We start from the raw sequence: 25,287 nt of genomic DNA on the forward strand, positions 1-25,287 counted from the left end.
ATAGTTGTGAGCTGGCCTGAAAATATTGTGTTTAAGTCTTTCATTACGTAGAAGTTAGTGCGAACGTATACGCAAAATTCGATTAAATGAGTATATAAATAATGAGAATTTTGTTAGTGGAAGACCATGACGAGTTGTCAATGTGGTTACAAAAAGCCCTTAGCTCGACAGGCTTTGCCGTTGATATTGCCAGTGATGGCGCCATAGCCGATCAGTTATTACAAACAGAAAGTTATTCACTGGTGGTATTGGATGTTTCTTTGCCAAGGCTGAGCGGCTTCGAGGTTCTGGCGCAGATGCGTAAACGTGGTCAAGAGCTACCCGTTTTGCTACTAACGGCTAATTCAGATGTTGCAGATAGAGTAAAAGGTCTGAATGCAGGTGCCGATGATTATTTGACTAAGCCGTTTGATTTAGCTGAGCTTGAGGCTCGTATTAGAGCTTTACTACGTCGTAGTCAGGGGCAAGTTAATGAGCAGCAACGTTTTGGTTCACTTTGCTATCATGAAGAAGGCTACTTTTTGTTGAACCAAGAGCCACTTGCATTAACACCAAGGGAGTTTGCTGTACTTAATACCTTATTCAATCGTCGTGGGCGTCCTGTATCAAAAACACAATTATTTGAGCAGGTTTTTTCCCTCTCCGATGAAGCCAATTTACAGAGTATTGAATTATATGTGCATCGAGTCAGAAAAAAACTTTCGGGAACAGATGTTAACATCAATACTCTTCGCGGATTAGGATACCGACTAGAGCAGTGTAGTGTATGAAATTAGTCTCTCATCCACACTCTCTCTTTCATCAGTTGCTGCTCTTTTTCGGTATCCCCCTTATTGTTTTGGGTGCTTTTACAGTTTATACCCATTATTACAGTGCCAAAAATGCTGCAGACCAAGCTTATGATCGCACCTTGCTTTCATCGGCAAGAACGGTGGCTGAACGTTTACAGGTACAAGATGGGAACCTAATTGTTGATGTGCCTTATGTTGTGTTAGACAGTTTTGAGCGCAACATTAATGACCGCTTGTTTTATCAAGTTATTTCGCCGAGTGGTGAAACCATCTCAGGTTATGATGACTTACCGGAGATCCCCCCACATTGGATGCGTTCGCAGTTATACACCGCACTGGTCTATTTCTACGATGCTGAATATAAAGGCTTACCGATCCGTGTCGCTTCATTCTATCAACCCGTGAATGAAGGCGGTATGATGGGTATGGTTGAAATCCGTGTGGCAGAAACGGTTGCCTCGCGGCATGAATTTGCTCGCCAATTATTGATTTCATCATTAATGAGCCAAGGCACAGTCGTTTTTCTGACACTGGTGTTAGCTTATTTGCTATTGAGTAAATTATTAACACCACTCAAAAAATTGTCTTATCTAATGATGGGGCGCTCTGCAAACGATCTCACACCAATACCTGATGTATTACCGTGGTCAGAACTATCACCGCTGGTGGATGCATTGAATCGTTATATAGAAAGATTAAAGAGAATGGTGAAACGCCAAGAACGCTTTAGTGCTGATGCCTCCCATCAATTAAAAACACCATTAACCGTGCTGAAAACGCAAGTTTCTGTGGCGTTAAACAGCGATGACGAACAGCAACGTCAGCAAAGTTTACATGCCATTAATAACACCTTGGATAGCACTATCGCATTAACTGACCGGTTGTTGCAGTTAGCACGTTTAAAAGCTCATGAGAAAGAAGCGATTCGCCAATACCGTGCGATTAATTTAGTGGAATTGGTACAGCAAGCTTGTTTTACCCGATTGGGGCAAGCTGAAAGTAAGGGGATCGATTTAGGTTATGAAGGTGAGGAACAGTCCTGGATCAAAGGCGAGCCGATTTTACTTTCTGAAATGTGTGCGAATTTAATTGATAATGCGATTAAATATACGCCTGCTAATGGCATTGTGACGGTACGTATACAACTCAGTGAGGACAAACAGCATACTATTTTGGAAGTGGAGGATTCAGGCCCCGGCATCCCAAATAAAAAAGTGAATCGTTCAATGGAAGCATTTACGCGTTTAAATAACGCATTAGCGATGGAAGGATCAGGTCTTGGCCTTGCACTGGTAAAAGATATCGCGATTTATCATGGTACCGAATTGCAATTATTAAAAGGCGATGAGTTGGGCGGTTTGTTGGCTAGAGTGGTGTTTCAAACTAGTCAGTGATGAGAAAAGTATAGAGCGTTAATAGAGTAAAATTGGCGGTATTAGCTCAGGCGATGATGAAAAATCCAATCAAATCTGGCAGTTTTTTTGTGCTAGAAACGGAAGTTGATGCTGTACGCGACTTCAAAAGGTGAACAGTAAAAATTGAATGGTAAGTTATTCGGTTCTTACTGTTAAAATGAACCTTAGCAAAATCCGCCGTAAACCTTCGCCCTATGCGGGCGGAGAGATAAGGCGAAAAGCCTTGAGGGCTTTTAAGAGCAATCGTCAAAGCATTTCCTGCGGGACTTTGTTGCAAAATCAAATATATCATCCACAGACTGACAGGGTGTCTTTTTCGGATAAACTCCTTCAGGAACCCTGCAATGCGCTCAATTCATCATGATAATATACGGACACCCTATCGATGAGCAGTCTCTGGCAATGTAGAGAATACCGAGTTGAACATGCTCGTAATATCAATGCGGCTCTCAACATCCGGCAGAAGGGGGAAACAGGCATTACAGGCGGCGGGACTCGTCGTCTCTGCCCATGGAGGCCAGCGTAAATCCGTGATACAAACGGTAGCGGCCTGAGAAGTGGGAAGCTTCGTCGTTTACGGCGAGGAGCAGCCACACTGAATGAACATGGATGTACTGAAATGAATAAAATTAAGATATATATTCCTCGCAATATTAGGGCTAATGATCCTAGAATTACTAAAGCCATTAATGATATTAATAATGCAACGTCATCTGAATAGATATTAATCTATTTTAGCCATAATAGTGGTGGGGCAATTCAGGATGCTATTGCTCTTATCGATGCCATTGAAAACAGTAACCCGGCCGTAAAGATTATTCTTATATTTCAGACGTATGCGGTAAGTGCGGCAGCATTTATCATGTGTTATTTTGCGTTCTATAATGTGGTTACTACTAACGTGACAGTACAGCTTGATGGCCCTGTCTGTGTGGTTTTTCATAAACCGCGAGTCGTTATCCAGAATTTCACGTACTTCGCATCAGGATTGTTTCATGATCGTACATACTCTGCTCCTATTGAGTTAGTTAAATTAACAACACCTTCTTTCGATGAAGTTTTCGAGAGTATGTATTATGCCTGTTACCGTAAGGAGATTCGAATTGCCCCGCACATGAAATCTGTCTATAGTATGAACGGTGATGTTTGTGTTACTTTCTCGGGAGGATCATTAAGTGCCAACTAACAAAAATGATTCCGACTGGAAACGGATAAACCAGTTCCGTCGGGAGCAGAAAAACCGCATCGTTGCTCAGGAAGTATCAGCACCTTCCCTGATCTCAGCCAATACTGAGATTCTATCGCTTGCTCGGGATCTTCGTAAAAAGAATGAAGAGACCAGATATTCAATCAATGACAGCGAAGAATACAGCATTTACTAAATATTTAACTAAAAGGAGCCAGAGGCTCCTTTATGCTAAAATACACGTAGAGCTAACATCGTAATATATCAATCAATGAGAGGCCGCTTAAAGCTTGTCTGCTTGTTGTTTTTTTCTTTCGAATTTGCAAAGATAATCTGCACACGATTTCAGTTCTGCCATGTCATCAGGAACTCGATTAGTTTTCCATCCCCCTGACCTGATAGCAATGTATTATGGCAATATCAATATCGATTGGCTCTGCTTTGAGGATCCTACTATGACCACCTTTTATCAATTGACAGCGACAAGTCTTGGCGGTCAGCTTGTCTCTATGGCGGACTACACAGGTAAAGTAGTGCTAGTCGTTAATACAGCCAGTCATTGTGGCTTTACGCCACAATACGAGGGCCTTGAAGCACTTTACAAGAAATACGCAGCTCAAGGTTTGGTAGTGCTTGGCTTTCCTTGCAATCAGTTTGGCAAACAGGAACCCGGCGGTGCTGAGGAAATCACTCAGACTTGCTACATTAAATACGGTGTGAGCTTTCCAATGTTCGAAAAAGTTGATGTTAATGGCAGCGCCGCACATCCGGTGTTTCGTTATCTGAAAGGCGAACTGCCTGGCTTGATGGGAAGACGGATCAAGTGGAACTTCACTAAGTTCCTGATCGGTCGTGACGGTAAACCGCTCAAGCGCTTTGCACCAATCATGACCCCAGAAAAAATGGAACCTGCAATCCTTGCCGCACTTGAAATTTAATTGTAGAGCGCTTTTGCAAAACTGATTGTCTGTGAAAGGATAATGTCAGCCCCTCACTCAGACCTATCTGTCAGATTTAGCGCTCTATTGCCGCGATTTACTTCTTAGTATTTTGACTATCGATATAATTTTGTGCGCGTATCTTGATAGCTTCACGTTGTGCATCGGTTAGCGTATTAAACATTGTCACATTATCGGTATCTAGATTGAGAATTAATGCATAGTAATAAGCCTCAATGGCATTGCCATTGAGAATATGTGCCTGATACAGTCTCTCTAATGCAACTTCAGGTTGATACCTTAGTAAGTATTCATACATTTCAATCGCTTTGTCGAGATTTTGCTCTATATTGTAAAAACCTTCGAAATAAATATTGGCAATATACCTTATTTTTTCAGTCGTAACGGGAAGCTTTTTGGCGATCTCTTTATCAGCGACTTCTCTCATATCGAGAAATTCTTTTAGGTATTTAGCTGCTTGCTCGAAATTATCATCACCACTATAAAGGTGATCATAATAAAAGCTATGTAGGTAGTTGACTGCCTTAATATCACCTCTTTCATAAGCCTCTAGAGCGTATTTTAGCGCCTTTTTAGGTTCGCTGTCGGTATAATTTTCAGCCAATAATATGAGAGCATCATTACGTGTTTTAGACTGTGACTCCAATAGCTCGATATACGCTTTTTCATTTATGGGATTAAGGAATTTGTAACTATATCGTTCGCCACCATCTCGATACACTGTCAGTAAAGAGTTAAATGCAAGATCTGAAAGGATAGCATCGTTTGAGTTTAATCCTTCATACAGAAATTGAATCAGTGATTGGTAGAGTTCAGGGTTTGTAGCAACCTTGCTATTATTTACAGCTAAAGATGCAAAGTGCACTTTAGAATATAAGTCATTTCTCAAGGTTCCTGCTGAGTACAATTCACGCTTTTTGTCGGTATCAGTAATGATTTTATCAAGGGCAGGGATAATGAGATTTAAATCTTTTCTATCAAGTATTCTATTGTACCAATAGGCGGCAGCAGTGTGTTGTTGTTGCTCAATATACCAATGGGAAAGTTTTAGTGTCGCATTAATATCATTATTTAACGCGGGTAATACTAATGTATCATAGCGAAAAAGTTCATCTTCCTGACAACATGCGAGAGGGTGTTTTTTTAACCATGCAATGGCTTCATCCCAATTAGGCTCTACTATCCAGCGATTTTTTTTATAATCATAAATGCCATTTTGTAATGATCTAACATAGGCATAAGCGGATCCTTGATCCCCTTGTTCCCCTGCGGCTTTAAAATATTGTCGAGCTTTTAAATAATCTATGCTGGCTCCTCGGCCATATGTATGGGCAATACCTAGCTTAAGATTAGTGTCTGCATCTTTATCTTTTAAATTATATTTCGCATCAAAATTATCCATCTCAGTGAGATAGCGCTCGCCATCTTTACCTGATTTCTTTAATAACTCACGAGCCTTCGTTCGATCTGCATTAACAAGGTGTAATCCATATAAATAATTTAAGCCTAAATCGAGAGCCGCAGATTGATTACCTGAGGCGATTTGCTTGTTGTAATAACTCATGATTTTAGTTCTGTATTTTTCGAGCTGGCCTTCATTTTCATAATAGGACCATAATTCATATAAGGCTTTAGCACTGCCTAAGTTTGCCGCTTGATCTAGAAATCTTAGCCAATTAACGTTGTCTTTTTTTTGCCCATATTTACCGAGTCGATAGATATCTGCTAGTTTGCGGGTGGCTTCAGCATCATTATTGTTGTATTGAATGAGTAGTTTATTGAATTCTTGTTGCTCTTTTTCAATAAGCTTCATATCTGATTCATAATTTAGAAATTCATAGTTATCAGGTGTCACATGAATACGCTTATAATATGCAAGTGCTTTCGAATAGTCTTTTTCGACGCCAGATTGCCCATATTGGTAAAGCTTACCAAGTTCGGCTAAACAGCGGTTACTTCCTTGATCCGCGCATTTATTACGCCACATCAAGCGAGTACTTTGTGTTGTACCTGTGAGTTGGTCAAATCTCTTATTATAAAGAGCTCCCAATAGGCGGTTATTATCAAATTCACCATGAATAATAAACAGCATGGCATCAATGGAGCCCAATTCTGCGGCTGTAATTATGTTTTGATAATGTAGTGCTAATTCCTTTTCATCAATTTTATTCTGGTCATTCATATGTCCAATATTTGTTATGGCATATTTAAACCTTACATTAGGATCCTGATTTAATAATGGTAGAATGACTGATTTTACTTGCTCATTATTGAATGACTGGTTAATAAGAAATTGGATTGCACTAGGATGTTTAAGAGCATATTTAAATAGCAGGTCATAAGCATTTTGGCGTTCTTCATTGGTGAGGTAATGATATTTTTGATCTGTTTCTAAGGTTAATAAAATAAGTAAGATAGCTTTGTTTTTTTCGTTTTTTTTATACTTTATTAGCGCTAATGCATGATGTATTGGCGCATCAGTAAAATAGTTGTCTGCTTTCTTGTATAATGAAAAAGCATATTCTCTATTATTAATCGGATCTTGTTCTAAAAGATAGTCCGCATAGTAATGTGTTAAGCTATAATCTGGAGCTAAGGCATTTTCATTTCTTTCAACACTTTCTTTGACTATATTCATAGCGAAGTCTTTTTCAATTTCATCGGATATATCAAATTGAAAATAGAGTCGTGCTAATGCATATTGACTATCTTGTACTAATTGATTGTTAGCAATGTTTGCTTGCAGAAGGCTGATCGCTTTTTTTAAATTTTGCTCTGTGCCTAGCGCTAGAGCGTATTTTTTGGCTAATTCATAGTTGATATCTGCTGATGGTGATATTTCACTAGCTTTTTGAATGAATTCAAATGATTTTTCAGGATCATAAAAATGTATTGTATAGTCAGTATAGAGATTTCCTAGCGTGATAAGTGTTTTTGGCGAATTAGGATATTTTTCTAGCAGCGTATTGATATATTTTTGGGCTTGGCCATTAAGATACTCGCCTGGTGAATTTAAAATGTTAGTTGACTGTTTAATCATTATAATTAAAGCATCTTGATGCCCAAGCTCAGCAGCTAGCTGAAGGTATTTTTGAGCTTGTATCCAATCGGGGTTTAAAACCTTTCCATGTGTATCACCACTATAGATTTGATACAGAAAATAAGCTTTTTTTGCATATTCATCGTCAACAATCGTTGAAAAAATAGCAGGAAGGCTCACTATTGCTGATAAGTCATTATTGGTATTTTCGGGAAGTGCCATTAAATCCTTTTGGGTATCACTTGGCAGAGAAGATGCATAACTGGATGCTAATGGTGATAGTTGACTTGTTGATGAAATAAAACATAGGCCCATCAATGTAGTTAAAAGTATAATCGGCATTATTAGAAGCTTGATATTAGGGAGCATGGCTATCCTTTTACACATTCATCATAATATTAGTGAATTAATCCATTATGTAACATTTAACTTGTTGGTATTTTATTAAATAAATCAAATTAAGATTATTTATTTAATAATTAATGGGTATATGTTTTAAATAAAAACATAGCCCCACATAAGTGGGGCATATGGATTACGACATTGCATTGCTTGAAAACTAATTTTACTGACAGTTATCGTTTACGCAATCTTTTTTCTGTTCAATGTGTTTTTTGCTCTTGAAAAGATGAGTCAGTGGTGTACGTAATTGTTGCGCTAACATCACGCCTAATAATACCACGCCACCTCCGAGTAAATGATAGCTCTTCAGTTCCTCACCGAGAGCGAAAACGGCGATAATAGCGGTAAATACTGGCGCTAAGTTCATAAAGATAGACGTCGTATTGGCGCCTAAACGCATCACACCTTGGATCCACATGGCTGGTGCGATAATTGATGCGGCGATCCCTGCAAAGGCAACTAGGCCAATATTATGGCTATTAAGTGAAACATCATCAGCCAATAAAAAGTTAGGTATTAACAGGATCACACCAAAGAAAATTTGCACATAGAGTGAATCCCAACTGGATAGTTGAATTGACCAACGCTTAGTCAGGACGCCGTACAGTGCATAAGCAGCAGAGGCAATTAGCATTAATAATTCACCCGTACCGAGCCCTTGAGAAAATAGGGTCGCAGGGTTGCCTTGACTCACCAACCAAACCAGACCAACCAATGACAGTAATGTACCGATAAAAATACCCACAGTTGGAATGACGCGTAGTACAAATATGCTGATCACAACGGTTAGCAGTGGGATCAATGAGTTCATGATCCCCATAAAGGTTGCACTGACTGAATGGGCTGCATAATATGCAAGGCTTTGATAAAGCATCATACCCAGCGCCCCTAAAATGGCTAATTGCCACCAATGTTTTTTCACAATCGACCAATGTCTGAGTACCGAACGCAACACAAATGGTGTCATGACTAGTAGCGCTAACGCCCAACGATAAAAAGATATAGCGGCAGGATCGATGGCAGTGGCAGCTGCTTTATTGACAATCGCATTGATTGACCACAGTAAAACCGCTATTAACGGAAAGATTAAATTTTTCATGAAACGCTTCTCCCTAATGATGGCTTTAGTATAGCCTTGTCAGATTTTTTATATATACTGATAATCAGACATTCGATAACGGTTTTCAGACAACATTCATGAAACAAATTAAAAACACATCAAAACGGCAAATCAATGAATGCAATATTATTGAACCAGCATTTATTGCCTTACGTCATGAACAAATTGATACACAGACTGAGTATAAATCTCACTCACATTCATTTGGGCAATTATTGTATGTGGTGTGTGGGATCATGGAAATGGAAGTTGGTGGTAAGCACTACCTAGCGCCGCCTGAATTTTGTATTTGGATACCTGCTGATGTTCAGCATGCCAGTTTTAATAAACAAAGTGTTAAATTTCGTATCATCGATTTTGCACAAAACCTTAGCGGCAAGTTAGCTTCTCGCGCTTGTGTGGTTCGGCTAAGCCCTATTTTTCAGACTATCATGTCCGATTTGTATCAGCGGGGGGTTGTCGAGCCTCAAACTGACGAAGACAAGCGTTTAGCCAGTGTATTAGTCGATCAGTTTGCACTGTCACCTTGTCAAGATACCTATCTGCCGATGACGAAAGATAAATTTTTAGCGCCAATTTTAGACGCTCTACAAAGAGATCCTACAGATAATTCGACTCTATCGGAGTGGGCTAAGCGCAGCTATACCTCTGAGCGAACCTTATCACGTCGTTGTCAGCAAGAACTTGGCATGTCATTTAGTGAATGGCGGCAGCGTTTGCGTTATTTACATGCCGTAGCAGGCTTAGAACGTGGAAAAAGTGTTCATGAAGTGGCTCTGGATGTCGGCTATAGCTCGGCATCAGCTTTTATCGCTATGTTCCAGCAAATATCAGGGGTTACCCCCGATCGTTTTCGCACTAAAGAATCGTTAAGCGAATTAAATCGTACATAGGAAATGGTGCTAGAACGTGGCAAAATACTTGTCATACTTCAAGTCGCAGCGATTTTCGTTGAGGTATGGTGACTACACTCACTCACGCCACAGTGTTTTCTATGCTCCTAGCGACTCGTTTGCTTGTCGCCTAGCTGCGCCATGAATTATTTAGAGTATAATTTGTATTTTTTATTTAAAAGACGCGTAATGATATTGGGGCGAACTCAGTGAAAATTTTAGTCGATGAAAACATGCCATATGCTCAGCAATTATTTAGCAAACTAGGTAAAGTAACCGCTGTTCCGGGGCGTCCGGTGCCTGAAGGTGAGTTGCTTGATGCCGATGCATTCATGGTACGTTCAATTACCAAGGTGAATAGTGCATTACTTAGTAATACGCCAGTTAAGTTTGTAGGCACTGCAACAGCGGGTTTTGATCATGTTGATACTGCATGGCTCAATCAAGCCAATATTGCATTTTCTTCAGCGCCAGGCTGCAATGCCATTGCGGTGGTTGAGTATGTATTTTCTGCGTTATTGATGTTAGCGGAACGTGATAATTTCGATTTACGTGATAAAACTGTCGGGATTGTCGGTGTTGGCAATGTTGGTGGCCGTTTAGCTAACCGCTTGACCGCTTGGGGAGTAAAAACATTATTATGTGATCCTCCTCGCGCGCAAGCAGAAGGCCAAGGTGACTTTTTACCTTTAGAAACTGTTTTGTCTGAAGCGGATGTGCTGACTTTCCATACGCCACTGAATATGGATGGGGCTGATAAAACCTATCATTTAATGGATGCTCAACGTTTAGCTACTTTACGTGATGGTACGATCCTGATTAATGCGAGTCGTGGCGAAGTAGTGGATAATCAAGCCTTATTATCACTTTTAAAACAAGGTAAGTACCTTTCCGTTATTTTGGATGTCTGGGAGCCTGAGCCTGATTTAGATCTTGAATTACTTCAATGGGTCGACATCGGCACACCACATATTGCAGGTTATACCCTTGAAGGTAAAGCGCGCGGTACAACCCAAGTCTATGAGGCATATTGCCAATTTTTGGGTAAACCAGATAGCATTGCGTTGTCGTCTTTATTACCTACACCTGAAATTAGCGCACTAACATTTCAGGGTAAATTAACGCAAAGTCAGCTCAAAAGACTGGTTCATCTCGTGTATGATGTGCGTCGCGACGACGCTGCATTGCGTGAAGTCGCCGCAGTACCCGGTGAATTCGACAAATTACGCAAACACTATCAAGAGCGCCGTGAGTGGTCGTCTCTCAACATCAGTTGCGACGATACTCAGGTTGCATCACAATTATCTGCACTGGGCTTTAATGCATATTTAATGAAGTGATCATGGTAAACCATTATAAATAGGTTGATGAGTGGATCATCAACCTAATCTTATGGCTCGATTATCATTTCATTTAATCGTTATTTTTTTGGAGAAACAGTAATGACTGAAGGTTGGAATATTGCGTTATTGGGCGCAACCGGCGCTGTCGGTGAAGCCATTTTAGCATTATTACAAGAACGCGAATTTCCGGTTGGCGAATTGTATTTGTTAGCCAGTGAGCGAACCGCAGGGGAGAGCGTTCGTTTTAATGGGAAGAGCTATCAAGTTCAAGATGTGACTGATTTTGACTGGTCTCAAGCACAAATGGCTTTCTTTGTAGCAAATGAAGACGTCAGCGTGCAATATGCGGAGCAAGCAGCACAAGAAGGCTGTATTGTGATTGATAGCAGTGGCGTTTTTGCTCTCGACCCAGATGTTCCTTTAGTCGTACCTAGTGTTAACCCACATGTATTGGCCGATTATCGTAATCGCAATATTATTGCCGTTGCAGATAGTTATGTAAGCCAATTACTGAGTGCGACCAAACCATTAGTTGATGCGGCAGGTGTCGGACGTATCACACTGACAAATATGTTATCTGTTTCCGCTTATGGCAAGGCAGCTGTGGATGAGCTTGCAGGGCAAAGTGCGCGTTTGTTAAATGGCATTCCAGCCGAAGAAGGCCGTTTTACCAAACAATTAGCCTTTAATATGTTGCCAATGTTAGCCGACAGCGAAGGTAGTGTTCAGCAGGAACGTCGTCTGGTGGAGCAAGTACGTAAAGTATTACAGGATGATGGATTACCGGTTGCCGTAAGCTTTATTCAATCCCCAGTATTTTATGGTAATGCTCAAGTCGTTTACCTTGAAACCTTGCGCCCAGTCGGTGCGGAAGAAGCGCGTGATGAACTTGAACGTTTTGACGATATTCAGGTCTCAGAAGAGGGCGACTATCCAACTCAAGTGACTGATGCCTCTGGCAACGATTATTTGAGTATCGGTTGTATTCGTAATGATTACGGCATTCCTGAAATCTTACAGTTTTGGTCAGTTGCCGATAACGTGCGTTTTGGCGGTGCCTTGATGGCAGTTGAAACGGCAGAAAAACTGGCGCAGGAGCTATCTTACTGATGTCCGAGCCAACAAAGTTGTCTCGCATTGCGTTAGGCATTGAATACAACGGTAGTCGTTATTATGGCTGGCAACGCCAACAAGAAGTAAAAAGTGTCCAAGGTTGCCTTGAAGAAGCGCTATCAAAAGTGGCTAATCAGCCGATTAGTGTTTTTTGTGCAGGTCGCACCGATGCAGGCGTGCATGCAACGGGGCAAGTGGTGCATTTTGATTCCCCAGTGATCCGCAAAGAAGCGGCGTGGACAATGGGGGTTAATACCCATTTACCCGATGATATAGCGGTGCGTTGGTGTCAAGGCGTTGATGATGAGTTTCATGCACGGTTTAGTGCAACGGCACGTCGTTATCGTTATGTGATTTTTAATCATCGCTATCGCCCAGCGATTTTATCGAGTGGAGTAACGCATTTTCACTACCCACTGGATGAAAAAAGAATGCATCAGGCCGCTCAAGCATTGTTGGGGGAAAATGATTTTACCTCATTCAGAGCAGTCCAGTGTCAGTCAAGAACGCCTTGGCGTAATGTAATGCATATACAAGTTAGCCGTCATGGTAACTATGTGGTGGTTGACATCAAAGCCAACGCATTTGTTCATCATATGGTCAGAAATATTGTAGGAAGTTTGCTAGAAATTGGTTGTGGTAATCAAGATATTCATTGGATGGCAGAATTGCTCGAACTTAAGGACAGAACAAAGGCCGCAGCAACCGCTAAAGCTGAAGGTTTGTACTTAGTTGCCGTTGATTATCCTGAAAAATTTTCTCTACCATCCAATGTGATGGGGCCACTTTTTTTAGCAGATGAGCTGATGTAAATCTAATTTTAGATATAGCATGGACGCTATTCATAAATCACGAGGACATTTATGGAGTTTATCAGTTTTATTGTCGATTTTATTTTGCATATCGATGTGCATCTAGCGGAGCTAGTTGCTGAATATGGTACTTGGGTGTACGGTATTTTATTTCTGATCTTATTTTGTGAAACTGGGCTAGTAGTGACGCCATTCTTACCCGGCGATTCATTATTATTCGTTGCCGGTGCGATTTCTGCATTAGAGAGTAATGATTTGAATGTGCACTTAATGGTTGCATTGATGATCATTGCGGCTATTTTAGGTGATGCAGTCAACTATACAATCGGTCGTATATTTGGCGAAAAATTATTTAAAAATCCTGATTCAAAAATTTTCCGTCGTATTTATTTAGATAAAACCCATGCGTTTTATGAAAAACACGGTGGTAAAGCGATTATATTGGCGCGTTTCGTGCCGATTGTCAGAACCTTTGCGCCATTTGTTGCAGGGATGGGCAAAATGTCTTATCGTCATTTTGCCTTTTATAATGTGACAGGTGCGTTATTATGGGTATTATCATTCACTTATGCAGGTTACCTGTTTGGTGATTTGCCGTTCGTACAGCAGAATTTGAAATTATTGATAGTTGCCATTATCTTTATTTCTATTCTTCCGGGGGTGATTGAAGTAATCCGTCATCGCCGCGCCGCTGCGAAAGAAAAGCGTGTCGCTACGCAAAAAAGTGATAATCCATAACGGATTTAAAAGTTTTTATCCACAGTGGAGTACCATTGTGGTTTAATGGCACAAAATTACATACTGGTGTTTTACCTGAGAGGCCATGTATTGGGTTTCTCAAAGGAATAGCCAGAGACCAATCAGATAAAAAGGTCCATTAATGAGCTGGATTGAAAAAATTTTAAAGAAAGGTAACTTGACCCAATCAACTAAAGTCAACATCCCTGAAGGGGTTTGGACTAAATGTGATAGCTGCGGGCAAGTACTGTATGGAGCTGAATTAGAGCGTAATTTACAAGTATGCCCTAAATGTGATCACCATATGCGCATTCATGCACGCCAGCGCCTTGAAACTTTTCTTGATGAAGACTCTACGACGGAATTAGGTAGTGAGCTTGAGCCTAAAGATATACTCAAGTTCCGTGATTCAAAAAAATATAAAGATAGAATTTCTGCTGCTCAAAAAGAGACCGGAGAAAAAGATGCTATCGTGGTAATGAAAGGAACATTAAAAGAAATGCCAATCGTTGCTGCGGCATTTGAGTTCTCTTTCATGGGTGGTTCAATGGCATCGGTAGTGGGGGCTCGCTTTGTTCGTGCGGTTGAACAAGCACTCGAAGATAACTGCCCATTGGTCTGCTTTTCTTCAAGTGGTGGGGCGCGTATGCAAGAAGCGTTGTTATCACTGATGCAAATGGCAAAAACCAGTGCAGCGCTAGCAAAAATGCAAGAGCGTGGCCTGCCTTACATCTCTGTATTAACCGACCCAACCATGGGTGGGGTGTCTGCAAGTTTGGCCATGTTGGGTGATATCAACGTAGCGGAACCAAAGGCACTAATCGGTTTTGCGGGTCCTCGCGTTATCGAACAAACTGTGCGTGAAAAATTGCCTCAGGGCTTCCAACGCAGTGAGTTTTTGTTAGAAAAAGGCGCTATCGATATGATCGTTCGCCGTACTGACATGCGTGATACGCTAGCGGATGTGCTGGCAATGTTAACCAATAAACCAAGCTTCAATACAGGGGAATTTGCGCCTGTGATTGAAGACGAAGTGAAAATCGATATCGTCAATGACGATGTTGTCATCGATGCTCATGAGCAAGTAAAGGACTCTGCTAAGCATAAAAAAGATGATGAATAATCAATCTATCATTCCAAATTCCGAGTCTCCATTGGAGGCTTGGCTTTCTTATCTTACAGACTTGCATAGCCAAAATATTGATATGGGGCTAGAGCGAGTCGGACAAGTTGCTCGCAAAATGGGCTTAACTCAACCTGCACCTCGGGTGATCACAGTCACTGGGACTAACGGCAAAGGGACGACTTGCCATACCCTTGAATCCATTTTGATGGCTGCTGGCTTGAAAGTCGGCGTTTATAGCTCTCCACACCTTGTTCGTTATACCGAGCGTGTACGTATTCAAGGCCAAGAGCCGGCTGAGTCCAATTTTTGCCATGTATTTGCTGATATCGAAGCTGAACGTGGTGATATCTCATTAACCTACTTTGAGTACGGCACATTGGCCGCGCTGAAGTTGTTTAAACAAGCAGCGTTAGATGTGGTGATCCTTGAAGTTGGCTTAGGTGGGCGTTTAGATGCTACCAATGTTGTCGATGCAGATGTCACTGCGATCACCAGTATTGCGATAGATCATACTGATTGGTTAGGTTCAGATAGAGAGCATATTGGTTTCGAGAAAGCCGGTATTTTCCGTGGTGGTCGTTATGGTGTGGTCGGTGAACCTGACATGCCTGAATCTATTGGTCAGTATGCCGATAAAATTGGCACGATGCTGTTTCGCCGCGATAAAGATTGGTCTTTTGAGCAGCAAGAAAATGGCTGGTCATGGCGAAGTGATAAATACCAATGGGCGGATTTACCGTTACCTAATGTGCCGTTAGCGAATGCTGCGACTGCTTTAGGGGTCATTTACTGCCTTAAAGAGATTGACCTCCAATTAGCCAATAAAATTACCGATCAAGCAGTGAAAGACGGTTTGAAGTCAGCTCAGTTGCCGGGGCGTTTTCAAATTATTGGTGAAAAGCCATTGATGATACTGGATGTGGCTCATAACCCACATGCAGCGGGTTATTTAGTCACTCGCTTAGCGCAGCTACCTTCAGTTGAAGGGCGTCGTACTCGTGCAGTGGTGGGTATGTTAGGTGATAAAGATATTCAAGGCACGTTGACTTGTCTAGCAGAGCAAGTCACTGATTGGTATGTGGCACCATTAACTGAGTTTCGTGGTGCGCCTGCGTCACAATTGAGCCAATATCTGGATTCACCAAAAGTATTTGGGTCAGTTGATGAGGCATGGCAGCAAGCTTGTCTTGATGCAACAGAAAAAGATATCGTGATTGTTTGCGGTTCTTTCCATACTGTTGCTCATGTAATGATGTTGTTAGATCAAACAAAAGGATAGAGTCGGTGGCAAGTAAATTTCAGAATCGTCTTGTCGGGGCCATTGTTTTAGTGGCTGCGGGGATCATTGTGTTACCCGCACTACTTGATGGTGATAAGAAATACAATGAAAATGAATTTGCGGCCATACCTATTATTCCAAAGCCGGGTGACGAGCAAGATATCGAGGCGATTGCCCCTCTGACTCAGTCTTCAACGTCAGGTGCAGCATCAGAAGCCATGTTATCTGAAGCGATTTCTGAGCAAAAACAGGATCAGCAGCAGCGCGAACAGCAAACTGCACCTACATCGCCAGAAAAAGTGGTTACCCCAATTGAACAACCTAAAAAGCCAGAGCCAAAACCAGAACCTAAACCTACGCCAAAACCTGAAGTGAAGCCAGAGCCGAAGCCAGAACCAAAACCTGAGCCGAAACCTGAAGTTCAAGCTCCACAGGGGAAAGCGTTTGTGGTGCAGCTTGGTGCATTGAAGAATTCAGTGAAGGTTGAGGAAATTGTCGCGAAATTACGGTTATCTGGATATCAGGTGTATACCGTTCCATCACGACCAGTGAATGGGCAACTAACACGAATTTTTGTTGGACCAGAAGCTTCACGGCAGCGGTTAGAAAGTGCTCTGCCTGAACTGCGTTCGATAACGGGGTTACAGGGTGAAATCAGGGCTTTTAAACCATGATATTAAATTAGGAATATCATAAAAGGGTCGAGTTTTTAACCAATTGCAGCGGCGAATATGAATTTTTCTTTTCGCCGTTGGTTTTTTTAAATTGTATGTAAATTGGTTACGCAAACGTTTTCGTTTTCTGTTAGAATGCACTCCAGCCACTGCCGTGGGTGCGAATTTTGGAATGAGATATGGTCTGGATAGATTACGCAATTATTGCCATCATTGGCTTCTCGGCACTGGTAAGCCTGATCCGTGGGTTTGTTCGCGAGGCTTTATCACTGATAACATGGGGCTGTGCATTTTTTGTTGCAAGTACATTTTATCCTTATTTAGCAGAGTATTTTACGCGCTTTGAGGACGTACTAGTAAGAAATGGCATCGCTATTGCTGCATTATTTATTGCGACATTAATTGTTGGTGCAGTAGTTAACTATGTGATTAGCTCTTTAGTTCAAAAAACTGGCTTATCGGGTACAGATCGTGTTCTGGGGATCTGCTTCGGTGCGTTGCGTGGTGTGTTAATAGTATCAGCGTTATTGTTTTTCCTTGATACGTTTACACCACTTCCTCAAAGTGAGGACTGGCAACGTTCGGAACTTATTCCGCAGTTCAGTCATATAATCAGGTGGTTCTTTGACTACCTGCAAAATGCGTCAAGTTTCCTACCGGAGAACATCTCTCCGTCTGGCTGATGAGGAAAGACTAAATGTGCGGTATTGTCGGTATCGCCGGTGTATCACCGGTCAACCAATCGATTTATGATGCCTTAACGGTGCTTCAGCATCGTGGGCAAGATGCAGCAGGGATTGCTACCATTGATGGCAAAAATAATATTCGTTTACGTAAAGCGAATGGCCTCGTCAAAGATGTCTTTGAAACGCGGCATATGCTTAGACTGCAAGGTTGCATGGGGATTGGCCATGTACGTTATCCAACAGCGGGTAGTTCAAGCGCATCAGAAGCACAGCCCTTCTATGTGAACTCGCCTTTTGGTATTACCCTTGCTCACAATGGTAATCTGACAAATGCGCATGAACTTACGCGCCGTTTATTTGAAACCGCTCGTCGCCATGTTAATACCACCTCAGACTCTGAGATCTTATTAAATATATTGGCGTATGAATTAGACCGTTTTGACCATTTCCCACTTGAACCCGATAATGTGTTTACTGCGGTTGCTGCCATGCATAAAAGATTGCGTGGGGCATATGCATGTGTGGCATTGATTATCGGTCATGGCATGTTAGCGTTTCGCGATCCTCACGGTATCCGTCCATTAGTATTAGGGCGTCGTGTACTGGAAAATGGCGCAGAAGAGTATATGGTTGCTTCAGAAAGCGTTGCATTGGACACACTAGGCTTTGAGTTCTTACGTGATGTTGCACCCGGTGAAGCGGTATATGTGACTGAAAAAGGTCAACTATACACTCGCCAGTGTGCAGAGAACCCGCAATTAACGCCATGCTTATTTGAATATGTTTATTTTGCTCGCCCAGACTCTTTTATCGATAAAATATCGGTGTATAACGCAAGGTTGCGTATGGGGCAGAAATTAGGCGCAAAAATTGCCCGTGAGTGGGAAGATTTGCATATCGATGTGGTGATCCCAATTCCTGAAACATCCTGTGATATCGCCTTAGAAATTGCTCACATCTTAGATAAACCGTATCGCCAAGGTTTTGTGAAAAATCGCTATGTTGGCCGGACATTTATCATGCCGGGGCAGCAGGAGCGCCGTAAATCAGTACGTCGTAAGCTGAATGCTAACCGCGCTGAGTTCCGTGATAAAAACGTACTATTAATTGATGATTCAATTGTACGTGGTACAACTTCAGAGCAGATCGTTGAATTGGCACGTGAAGCGGGAGCAAAGAATGTTTACTTTGCTTCTGCGGCACCAGAGGTTCGCTTCCCGAATGTGTATGGTATTGATATGCCAAACGCTAATGAGTTAATTGCTCACGGTCGTGAAGTCGATGAAATCCGTAAACTGATTGGTGCTGATGGTTTGATTTTCCAAGATCTCAGTGATTTGGTGGATGCTGTTCGCGAAGAAAATCCTGAAATCAGTGAATTTGAATGTTCAGTGTTTGATGGTATTTATGTGACGAAAGACATCGATCAAGCTTACTTAGATTACCTAGAAGATTTACGTAAAGACGATGAATTAAAAATTAAAGATCACAATGAAATTGAGAACCTAGAGATTTATAACGAAGGTTAATTATTTTTGATTTCAAGATAAAAACCAGCCTGTGGATTTAGATTATCCATTTTAGGCTGGTTTTTTATATCAGATAGATAATCTGTTTTATATTAAATAATAATCATTAAAATAAATTAAAAGTTTTTCCTAAAAATAAGATTATGTTTATTATTCATTTTATACCGTTAGAAATTACGATATGCTAATCAGTTAACATCATTAGCATTGGCGATCTAATTGATAGATTTGACGGTTTTTAACGATAAAAACTGTTATGATTAGCTCTGCATACTATCGTTTTAAAGAGGGCGGCATGAAAAAGCTAATCATTGGTTTAACTGGTGCGAGTGGTGCCATTTATGGCATTAGGCTGTTAGAGGTTTTAAAACCAGTTAATAATGTGGAAACGCATCTCGTGATGAGTGCTGCTGCTCGCCAAACATTAGCGTTAGAAACTAGTTATAGCGTAAAAGATGTCCAACAGTTGGCTGATCATAATTATGATAGCCGTGATATCGCTGCTGCAATTTCATCGGGCTCATTTCGCACGGCGGGTATGGTGATTATGCCATGCACGATGAAAACACTTTCAGGTATTGTACACAGTTATACTGATACGTTAGTCACCCGTGCAGCTGATGTGGTATTAAAAGAAGGTAAAAAATTAGTCTTGGGTGTACGTGAAACACCATTGCATCTCGGCCATTTGCGTTTGTTAGTGCAAGCAGCAGAAATGGGTGCTGTGATTATGCCCCCCATGCCTGCTTTTTATCACCAGCCTCAAATAATTCAAGATATTGTTGACCAAACGGTAAATCGTGTTTTAGACCAATTTGATATTCAATTGGAGCAAGATTTATTTAACCGTTGGCAAGGTGGTAAGTAGTATAGTAAGAACATTTTATCCAACGATAAACAAAGAAATTAATGAGCTATTTTTATTGACCTAATCCTACTACCAAACATTGATTTTATCTTAGGATCGATGGTGAAGTTATCCATTACTTTGTCTATATGATTGCTCTGTGATTTATCAGTCTTTGTATCAAAATGACCACTTTCTGTAGGTTCTGTTAGGGGTTTTTGTTTTGTTAATATTTTATTTTCAGTAGATATTCTGTTGGGGAATATTGGCTTATATTTTTCATCATTTGTTATATCTTTTACTGTGATTGGTTGTGTATTTTCAAATTTAATAAATTGAATTGAGTAATCAGAGCTGTCATTATTTTTTGAGAAATCATATGAGCTTTCATACTTCTTAACAAATTCCTCTAAAAAGTTAGCAAAATTAGAAAATTGTGTGAATTTAATAATTTCAGTATTTGGATTGAAGAAAGCATAGTTTTTATTTCCTTGGCTATCTTCTCTGACACCAATTGCACATGCATGATTATTGCTACAAAAAATATAATTTTGCTGATGTTCTTTACTATTTTTAAGTTTCAGTATGAAATCTTTAAGATCTATCTTTTCTCTATTCCTTATACTACTAAAAACATTATTACCAGCATTTAAATTAAAAGCTTTATTCATTTCTTTATAATCATTAGCTAAATGACTCAAGTTATGGTCAGATATGATTTTAACGAGATTATAGATATCTGTTTTTGAGAGTTTTTCTTTTTTAAAATCTATATTATTTTTCAATTCATTAATGCATGATGTCGGTAAAGTGGCGGCATTTAATGATGTATTATTGGTTTCTAAACAAGAGATAAAACTATCAATATCCAGTTTTATTTTCTTTATGTGATCTTCACATTCTTTAAAGTAATAATGAGTTCCCTTGGATTTTAAGTTTAGTGTTAATATTTTATCTAGCAGAATATAAGTTTCTTTTTTGATGTTATTTTTATCAATTGTATTCTTCAAGCTATTTTTTGTATTGATCAAGTGGTTGAAGTAATTGGAAATATCTAATTTGTTTGTTTTGATGTGTTGGTCTTGTATCGTCATGACTTCTTTTATTAGTTGTTGAGAATGAATGTCTTGTAGCTGAGTTTTTTCTCCTTTTTTCGCTGTGTAAATTTTACTAGGATCGAAACCTTTTGATGAATCAGATAAACTTTCATTTATTTTGTTAATGAAAGCTTGGTAATTATTAATGAATTTCTGTTCACTATTATTATTGTAGTGATGTAAAAATTTAGTAGAAAAACCAACGCAGAAACCGGGGAATTTTTTATTGGTGCTGGATGCTCCTAATAGCTTTTCTTTAAATGAATTATGTTCAGCCATTAGGGTCAAATATGTTTGCTTAAATGGAACTTTATTTGAACTTGTTAAGTTGATAGTCATTTTTATTCTCTAAGATTGATTTTTTTAATTATAATTAATCTTGTGACAATGAATTTTAAATATTGGCCTAGAAAATTTATAAATTAGACGTGTTTATCTAGTATGTGTTTTTAGTATAAATACAATCTTGCAATATATTTTCTGGGGTTATTGGTGTGGGATTTTTTATCTGACATTTCATGGAATATCAAAAAATATATTCAGCCTTAAATAAGACTGAATAGAATAATCTATTATTGATAAGCCAAGGTTTAATACCGGATGCGCTATTATTATTTTGCATATTATGAATACCAATATTCATGAGCAGTAAAAATAAAAAACAAAAACCAATCAGAAAGGAAATATAACTGCAGGATCCATAAGCTAATATAAATAATCTTTTCATATTAATTATCACCCATTGCAATTAGTTAATAATTTAATGTTCAGATTATATATGGCTCAATATTTAAAAAATTAAATCTCAATATTCGATAATCACTGTGATTAATTAACTGCATGACTTTTTATCTGCAATTATGTTTATACTCTATATAATTCGAGATACAGTCAGTATACTTTAACAAAAAGCATTACGGTTTGAAGTATGGCGAGTGAATAGCCATACCTATTGGCATGGCTATTTATTGTTATTGGTTTTTAAACAAGTCTTCTAAGGCAATTCTCAATTCAATAAATTCAAATTGAAAACCCGCTTCTTCTAAACGTTTTGGGATGGCCTGTTGGCCACCAAGCACTAATGCGGCAGCTTCGCCTAATATAGCTTTGATCGCAAAGGCAGGGGTACGAATAAATGCAGGTCGGCTAATAACTTCGCCTAAAATAGCTGAAAATTGGTCATTATGAACAGGGTAAGGGGCAGTCATATTAAATGGACCTGATAATGCGTTATTATCAAGTAAAAAACAGATGGCATTTACCATATCATTGATATGGATCCATGGCATAAACTGTTTACCATGTCCTATAGGGCCACCAGCACCCATTTTAAAGATAGGCAGTACTTTTGCGAGAGCACCACCATTCAACGACATAACGACGCCTGTGCGTAATATGCATACCCGTGTTGTTGCTGATTGGGCATTTTGTGCAAGTGCTTCCCAATGCTGACATAAGTAATGGGTAAACTCATCGTGGGGTTGTTCAAATTCATCAACAACGGCTTGCCCTTGATCCCCATAATAACCAACCGCAGAGCCAGATAAAAAAGTATGCGGTGGAGTATCACTTGCCGCAATTAATTCAGTTAAGCGTTGAGTTATTACCCAGCGGCTTTCACATAATATTTTTTTCTGCTCATCAGTCCAACGCTTTTCAGCGATAGGCTCGCCTGCAAGGTTAATCACTGCATCAAAGTCATTAAGATTTTGTTTATCATGCAGTGAAGTCCAACACTCAACCGCTTTACAGAAATGGCTGTAAACTTTTTGTGGAGAGCGGCTTAATACAGTTACCTTATCCGAACGCGCCACAAGTCGCTGAACGAGAGGAGTACCAATCAATCCTGTACCGCCAGTAATAAGTATCCGCATAATCGCCTCCTGTGAAAAATGGGACTAATATTGAGCCTATTTGTGCTAACTATAGCAGTTGCGAAATAAATTTGTTGGCGTTGTTAACAATTTTGTGAAAATGATTTCATAACGATATGATAAGTGAAAGGTAATTCACCATTACTGCGAAATGAACACTCAAATTTATTGCTGTTTACTTGCAAGGGGGCAATGAAAAGCATACCTTGTTATGTGCTCGTCATGTCTCATCGTTGAATGTTGAATTATGTCGGGTATATAGACTATTTGCTTGGCCGTTTTCGGTAAAATTCTATGGCATAACAACTGTACTTAACAGGCTGATAAAAAAGGTTTTAAGGATGGAAGAACAAACCGAGGTGGTTGAATGGGTCGATATTGTTGATGACAACAATGAAGTAATCGCTCAAGCGACTCGTAGGCAGATGCGTGCTGAAAACTTACGCCATCGTGCAACTTATATTGTTGTCCATGATGGCATGGGCAAAATTTTGGTGCAAAGACGAACTGACATCAAAGATTTCTATCCAGGCTATTTGGATGCAACAGCTGGCGGGGTGGTCACCCAAGGGGAGAATATTCTTGATTCCGCAAAACGCGAAGCACAAGAGGAACTTGGCGTTTCTGGAGTGCCATTTGCGGAGCACGGCTTATTTTATTATGAAGGTGACAATTGCCGTATTTGGGGGGGCTTATTTAGCTGTGTTAGCCATGGCCCATTTGCCTTGCAAGAATCAGAGGTTGTTGAAGTCAGTTGGTTAACACCTGATGAAATTAGTGCCCGCTGTGATGAATTTACCCCTGACTCGTTGAAAGCACTCTCTTTATGGCTAACACGTAATAATCAATTCGATAAAGCCATTTCCTGCGCTGATAATTTATAGAGGCACGAATAAATCTCCTATAAAAAGGGCTAAATATCGAAGTAATTTCAAAATGTTAATGCTTCATGTTAGTCCTTTTAACTCTAACTCTTCTTATTACTTATATAGTGTTATCTAGAATAAATTATAACTATTGGTTATAAATAGTAGAAAGATTAATTGCTATATTCATTCCGCAGAAAGCTTGCTTGATGGGCGCGGTATTGATATTCAGACATCACCTGAGAAATTAAATAATGACAACATATAAAGATATATCTTTCTTGAAACAACAACACCTTGAGAATGTCACAAATAAAGCACGTCAAATCATGGAGCGAGATGGTATCGAAGCACTGGTGGCAACGGTTGGTGATAACTTTTATCATCTAACTGGGTTTGCGAGCTTCTTTATGTATACCTTTAGGCAAACGGGCACGGCTATTGCCGTCATTTTTCGTGATCCGGCAGTAAAATCTCTGGTTATCATGAATGAATTTGAAGCAGCAAATTTGCAATTAGAGATGCCTAACGCACATATTGTGACGTTTCCTATCTGGGTTGATGTCGATGATCCATACAACCCTGAAAATGGTAAAGTGATAAAACCAAGACCTATTAATAGCCCAATTGAAACTATTTTTAGCTTATTAAAGGATGCTTTAACAGAGGCTGGTGTGCATGGCAAACCCGTCGCTATTGAATTAAACCAAATTAGCCATATCGGCAAAGTGTGGTTAGATAAAGTGATCCCCGAGCTCAATTTAGTGGATTCCGCACCATTATTTAATGAACTGCGAATGATTAAAAGTGAGTGGGAAATTATTCAATTACGAAAAAGTGCAGAAATTACTGAGGCAGGTATTCAAGCGGCTAGTGAGTTAATCAAAGTGGGTTGTACTTCCGCAGAATTAACGGCGGCGTTTAAAGCGAAGGTAATGCAATATCCTGAAACTAACTATAGTCGTTTTAATTTGATTTCTGTGGGCAGTGATTTTTCACCTAAAATGCTTCCTGATAATGTGCCAGCCAAAGAAGGTGATTTAATTAAGTTTGATTGTGGTGTCGATGTGGCAGGCTATGGTGCAGATATCGCAAGAACGTTTGTGGTGGGTGCAGCAAATGACAAAGTGGTATCACTTTATCAAACGATCCAGAAAGGTCATGAATATATGTTGAGCCGTGTTGCACCGGGGGTGCAATTAAGTGATGTATTTAATGACACCATGGCATTAATTCGTTGTTCTGGTCTGCCTTACTATAACCGTGGTCATTTAGGCCATGGAGACGGTGTATTTGTTGGGTTGGAAGAAGCGCCGTTTGTGAGTGCGGCAACAACTGAAGTATTCAAAGCAGGTATGGTGATGAGCCTTGAAACGCCATATTACGGCATTGGAGTAGGAAGTATTATGATCGAAGATATGTTGTTGATCACCGAGGACGGGGTAGAAATGCTGAGCCACTTACCGCGAAGTTTGGTTTCTCGTGGTTAATCATCAA

The 25,287-nt window shown here is 40.0% G+C and carries 21 protein-coding genes and 1 pseudogene; 18 read left to right on the top strand and 4 right to left on the bottom strand.

Going from position 1 to position 25,287, the window contains the following annotated elements; all coding sequences use genetic code 11:
* Positions 1 to 101 precede the first annotated feature (101 nt).
* From tctD to AC3Z9T_RS01540, 5 genes and pseudogenes are all read left to right on the top strand, one after another.
* Positions 102 to 770 (top strand): transcriptional regulator TctD, encoded by a 669-nt coding sequence (gene tctD, locus AC3Z9T_RS01520; RefSeq protein WP_490124447.1) that lies wholly within the window; start codon positions 102 to 104, stop codon positions 768 to 770.
* Positions 767 to 2,185, top strand: coding sequence for a sensor histidine kinase (locus AC3Z9T_RS01525; RefSeq protein WP_490124448.1), 1,419 nt, complete (start codon positions 767 to 769; stop codon positions 2,183 to 2,185). The genes tctD and AC3Z9T_RS01525 overlap by 4 nt, the downstream gene beginning before the upstream one ends.
* Positions 2,186 to 2,600: 415 nt before the next feature.
* Positions 2,601 to 2,760: pseudogene (locus tag AC3Z9T_RS01530) on the top strand (RNA-guided endonuclease TnpB family protein); the annotation flags it as partial.
* A gap of 621 nt (positions 2,761 to 3,381) precedes the next feature.
* Positions 3,382 to 3,588, top strand: coding sequence for a hypothetical protein (locus tag AC3Z9T_RS01535; protein ID WP_490124449.1), 207 nt, complete (start codon positions 3,382 to 3,384; stop codon positions 3,586 to 3,588).
* 259 nt (positions 3,589 to 3,847) lie between these two features.
* Positions 3,848 to 4,330: a glutathione peroxidase gene (locus AC3Z9T_RS01540; protein WP_490124450.1), complete on the top strand. Its 483-nt coding sequence runs from the start codon at positions 3,848 to 3,850 to the stop codon at positions 4,328 to 4,330.
* A 97-nt stretch (positions 4,331 to 4,427) separates the two neighbouring features.
* Here the strand turns inward: AC3Z9T_RS01540 and AC3Z9T_RS01545 are convergent, their stop codons facing one another.
* Positions 4,428 to 7,760 (bottom strand): SEL1-like repeat protein, encoded by a 3,333-nt coding sequence (locus tag AC3Z9T_RS01545; protein WP_490124451.1) that lies wholly within the window; start codon positions 7,758 to 7,760, stop codon positions 4,428 to 4,430.
* A 196-nt stretch (positions 7,761 to 7,956) separates the two neighbouring features.
* The gene (locus AC3Z9T_RS01550) at positions 7,957 to 8,892 is read right to left on the bottom strand and encodes a DMT family transporter (RefSeq protein WP_490124452.1); all 936 of its coding nucleotides are present in this window, start codon (positions 8,890 to 8,892) and stop codon (positions 7,957 to 7,959) included.
* A 98-nt stretch (positions 8,893 to 8,990) separates the two neighbouring features.
* Here AC3Z9T_RS01550 and AC3Z9T_RS01555 point away from each other — a divergent pair, with 98 nt between their 5' ends.
* The 11 genes from AC3Z9T_RS01555 (at position 8,991) to AC3Z9T_RS01605 (ending at position 19,974) form a co-directional block, all read left to right on the top strand.
* Positions 8,991 to 9,806 carry an AraC family transcriptional regulator gene (locus AC3Z9T_RS01555; RefSeq protein WP_490124453.1) on the top strand — a complete coding sequence of 272 codons (816 nt, stop codon included), beginning with the start codon at positions 8,991 to 8,993 and terminating at the stop codon, positions 9,804 to 9,806.
* A 209-nt stretch (positions 9,807 to 10,015) separates the two neighbouring features.
* Positions 10,016 to 11,146: a 4-phosphoerythronate dehydrogenase PdxB gene (pdxB, locus tag AC3Z9T_RS01560; RefSeq protein WP_490124454.1), complete on the top strand. Its 1,131-nt coding sequence runs from the start codon at positions 10,016 to 10,018 to the stop codon at positions 11,144 to 11,146.
* Positions 11,147 to 11,248: 102 nt separating this feature from the next.
* Positions 11,249 to 12,259 (top strand): aspartate-semialdehyde dehydrogenase, encoded by a 1,011-nt coding sequence (locus tag AC3Z9T_RS01565; RefSeq protein ID WP_490124455.1) that lies wholly within the window; start codon positions 11,249 to 11,251, stop codon positions 12,257 to 12,259.
* On the top strand, positions 12,259 to 13,074 hold the full coding sequence (gene truA / locus AC3Z9T_RS01570) for a tRNA pseudouridine(38-40) synthase TruA (protein WP_490124456.1): 816 nt from the start codon (positions 12,259 to 12,261) through the stop codon (positions 13,072 to 13,074). Before AC3Z9T_RS01565 ends, truA begins: the two co-directional genes overlap by 1 nt.
* 51 nt (positions 13,075 to 13,125) lie before the next feature.
* Positions 13,126 to 13,812, top strand: coding sequence for a DedA family protein (locus AC3Z9T_RS01575; protein ID WP_490124457.1), 687 nt, complete (start codon positions 13,126 to 13,128; stop codon positions 13,810 to 13,812).
* A 142-nt stretch (positions 13,813 to 13,954) separates the two neighbouring features.
* Positions 13,955 to 14,935, top strand: a complete 981-nt coding sequence (gene accD, locus AC3Z9T_RS01580) for an acetyl-CoA carboxylase, carboxyltransferase subunit beta (protein WP_490124458.1) — start codon at positions 13,955 to 13,957, stop codon at positions 14,933 to 14,935.
* A complete protein-coding gene (gene folC / locus AC3Z9T_RS01585) occupies positions 14,928 to 16,217 on the top strand; it encodes a bifunctional tetrahydrofolate synthase/dihydrofolate synthase (RefSeq protein WP_490125125.1) in 1,290 nt (429 codons plus the stop codon). The genes accD and folC overlap by 8 nt, the downstream gene beginning before the upstream one ends.
* A 5-nt stretch (positions 16,218 to 16,222) precedes the next feature.
* Positions 16,223 to 16,891 carry a cell division protein DedD gene (gene dedD / locus AC3Z9T_RS01590; RefSeq protein WP_490124459.1) on the top strand — a complete coding sequence of 223 codons (669 nt, stop codon included), beginning with the start codon at positions 16,223 to 16,225 and terminating at the stop codon, positions 16,889 to 16,891.
* Positions 16,892 to 17,070: 179 nt separating this feature from the next.
* On the top strand, positions 17,071 to 17,574 hold the full coding sequence (cvpA, locus tag AC3Z9T_RS01595) for a colicin V production protein (RefSeq protein ID WP_490124460.1): 504 nt from the start codon (positions 17,071 to 17,073) through the stop codon (positions 17,572 to 17,574).
* A gap of 14 nt (positions 17,575 to 17,588) precedes the next feature.
* Positions 17,589 to 19,106, top strand: coding sequence for an amidophosphoribosyltransferase (purF, locus tag AC3Z9T_RS01600; RefSeq protein ID WP_490124461.1), 1,518 nt, complete (start codon positions 17,589 to 17,591; stop codon positions 19,104 to 19,106).
* A gap of 295 nt (positions 19,107 to 19,401) precedes the next feature.
* Complete coding sequence (locus AC3Z9T_RS01605; RefSeq protein ID WP_490124462.1) at positions 19,402 to 19,974, top strand: UbiX family flavin prenyltransferase; 573 nt, start codon at positions 19,402 to 19,404, stop codon at positions 19,972 to 19,974.
* 38 nt (positions 19,975 to 20,012) lie between these two features.
* On the opposite strand, the gene AC3Z9T_RS01610 is transcribed toward AC3Z9T_RS01605, so the two are convergent.
* Both AC3Z9T_RS01610 and AC3Z9T_RS01615 read right to left on the bottom strand, forming a co-directional pair.
* On the bottom strand, positions 20,013 to 21,389 hold the full coding sequence (locus tag AC3Z9T_RS01610) for a hypothetical protein (protein WP_490124463.1): 1,377 nt from the start codon (positions 21,387 to 21,389) through the stop codon (positions 20,013 to 20,015).
* A 632-nt stretch (positions 21,390 to 22,021) separates the two neighbouring features.
* Positions 22,022 to 22,924: a TIGR01777 family oxidoreductase gene (locus AC3Z9T_RS01615; RefSeq protein ID WP_490124464.1), complete on the bottom strand. Its 903-nt coding sequence runs from the start codon at positions 22,922 to 22,924 to the stop codon at positions 22,022 to 22,024.
* Positions 22,925 to 23,265: 341 nt separating this feature from the next.
* On the opposite strand from AC3Z9T_RS01615, the gene yfcD reads away from it, so the two are divergent.
* Both yfcD and AC3Z9T_RS01625 read left to right on the top strand, forming a co-directional pair.
* On the top strand, positions 23,266 to 23,808 hold the full coding sequence (gene yfcD / locus AC3Z9T_RS01620; RefSeq protein WP_490124465.1) for an NUDIX hydrolase YfcD: 543 nt from the start codon (positions 23,266 to 23,268) through the stop codon (positions 23,806 to 23,808).
* Positions 23,809 to 24,044: 236 nt separating this feature from the next.
* A complete protein-coding gene (locus AC3Z9T_RS01625; RefSeq protein ID WP_490124466.1) occupies positions 24,045 to 25,280 on the top strand; it encodes a M24 family metallopeptidase in 1,236 nt (411 codons plus the stop codon).
* Positions 25,281 to 25,287 lie beyond the last annotated feature (7 nt).

Source organism: Providencia sp. 6390, assembly GCF_058148425.1.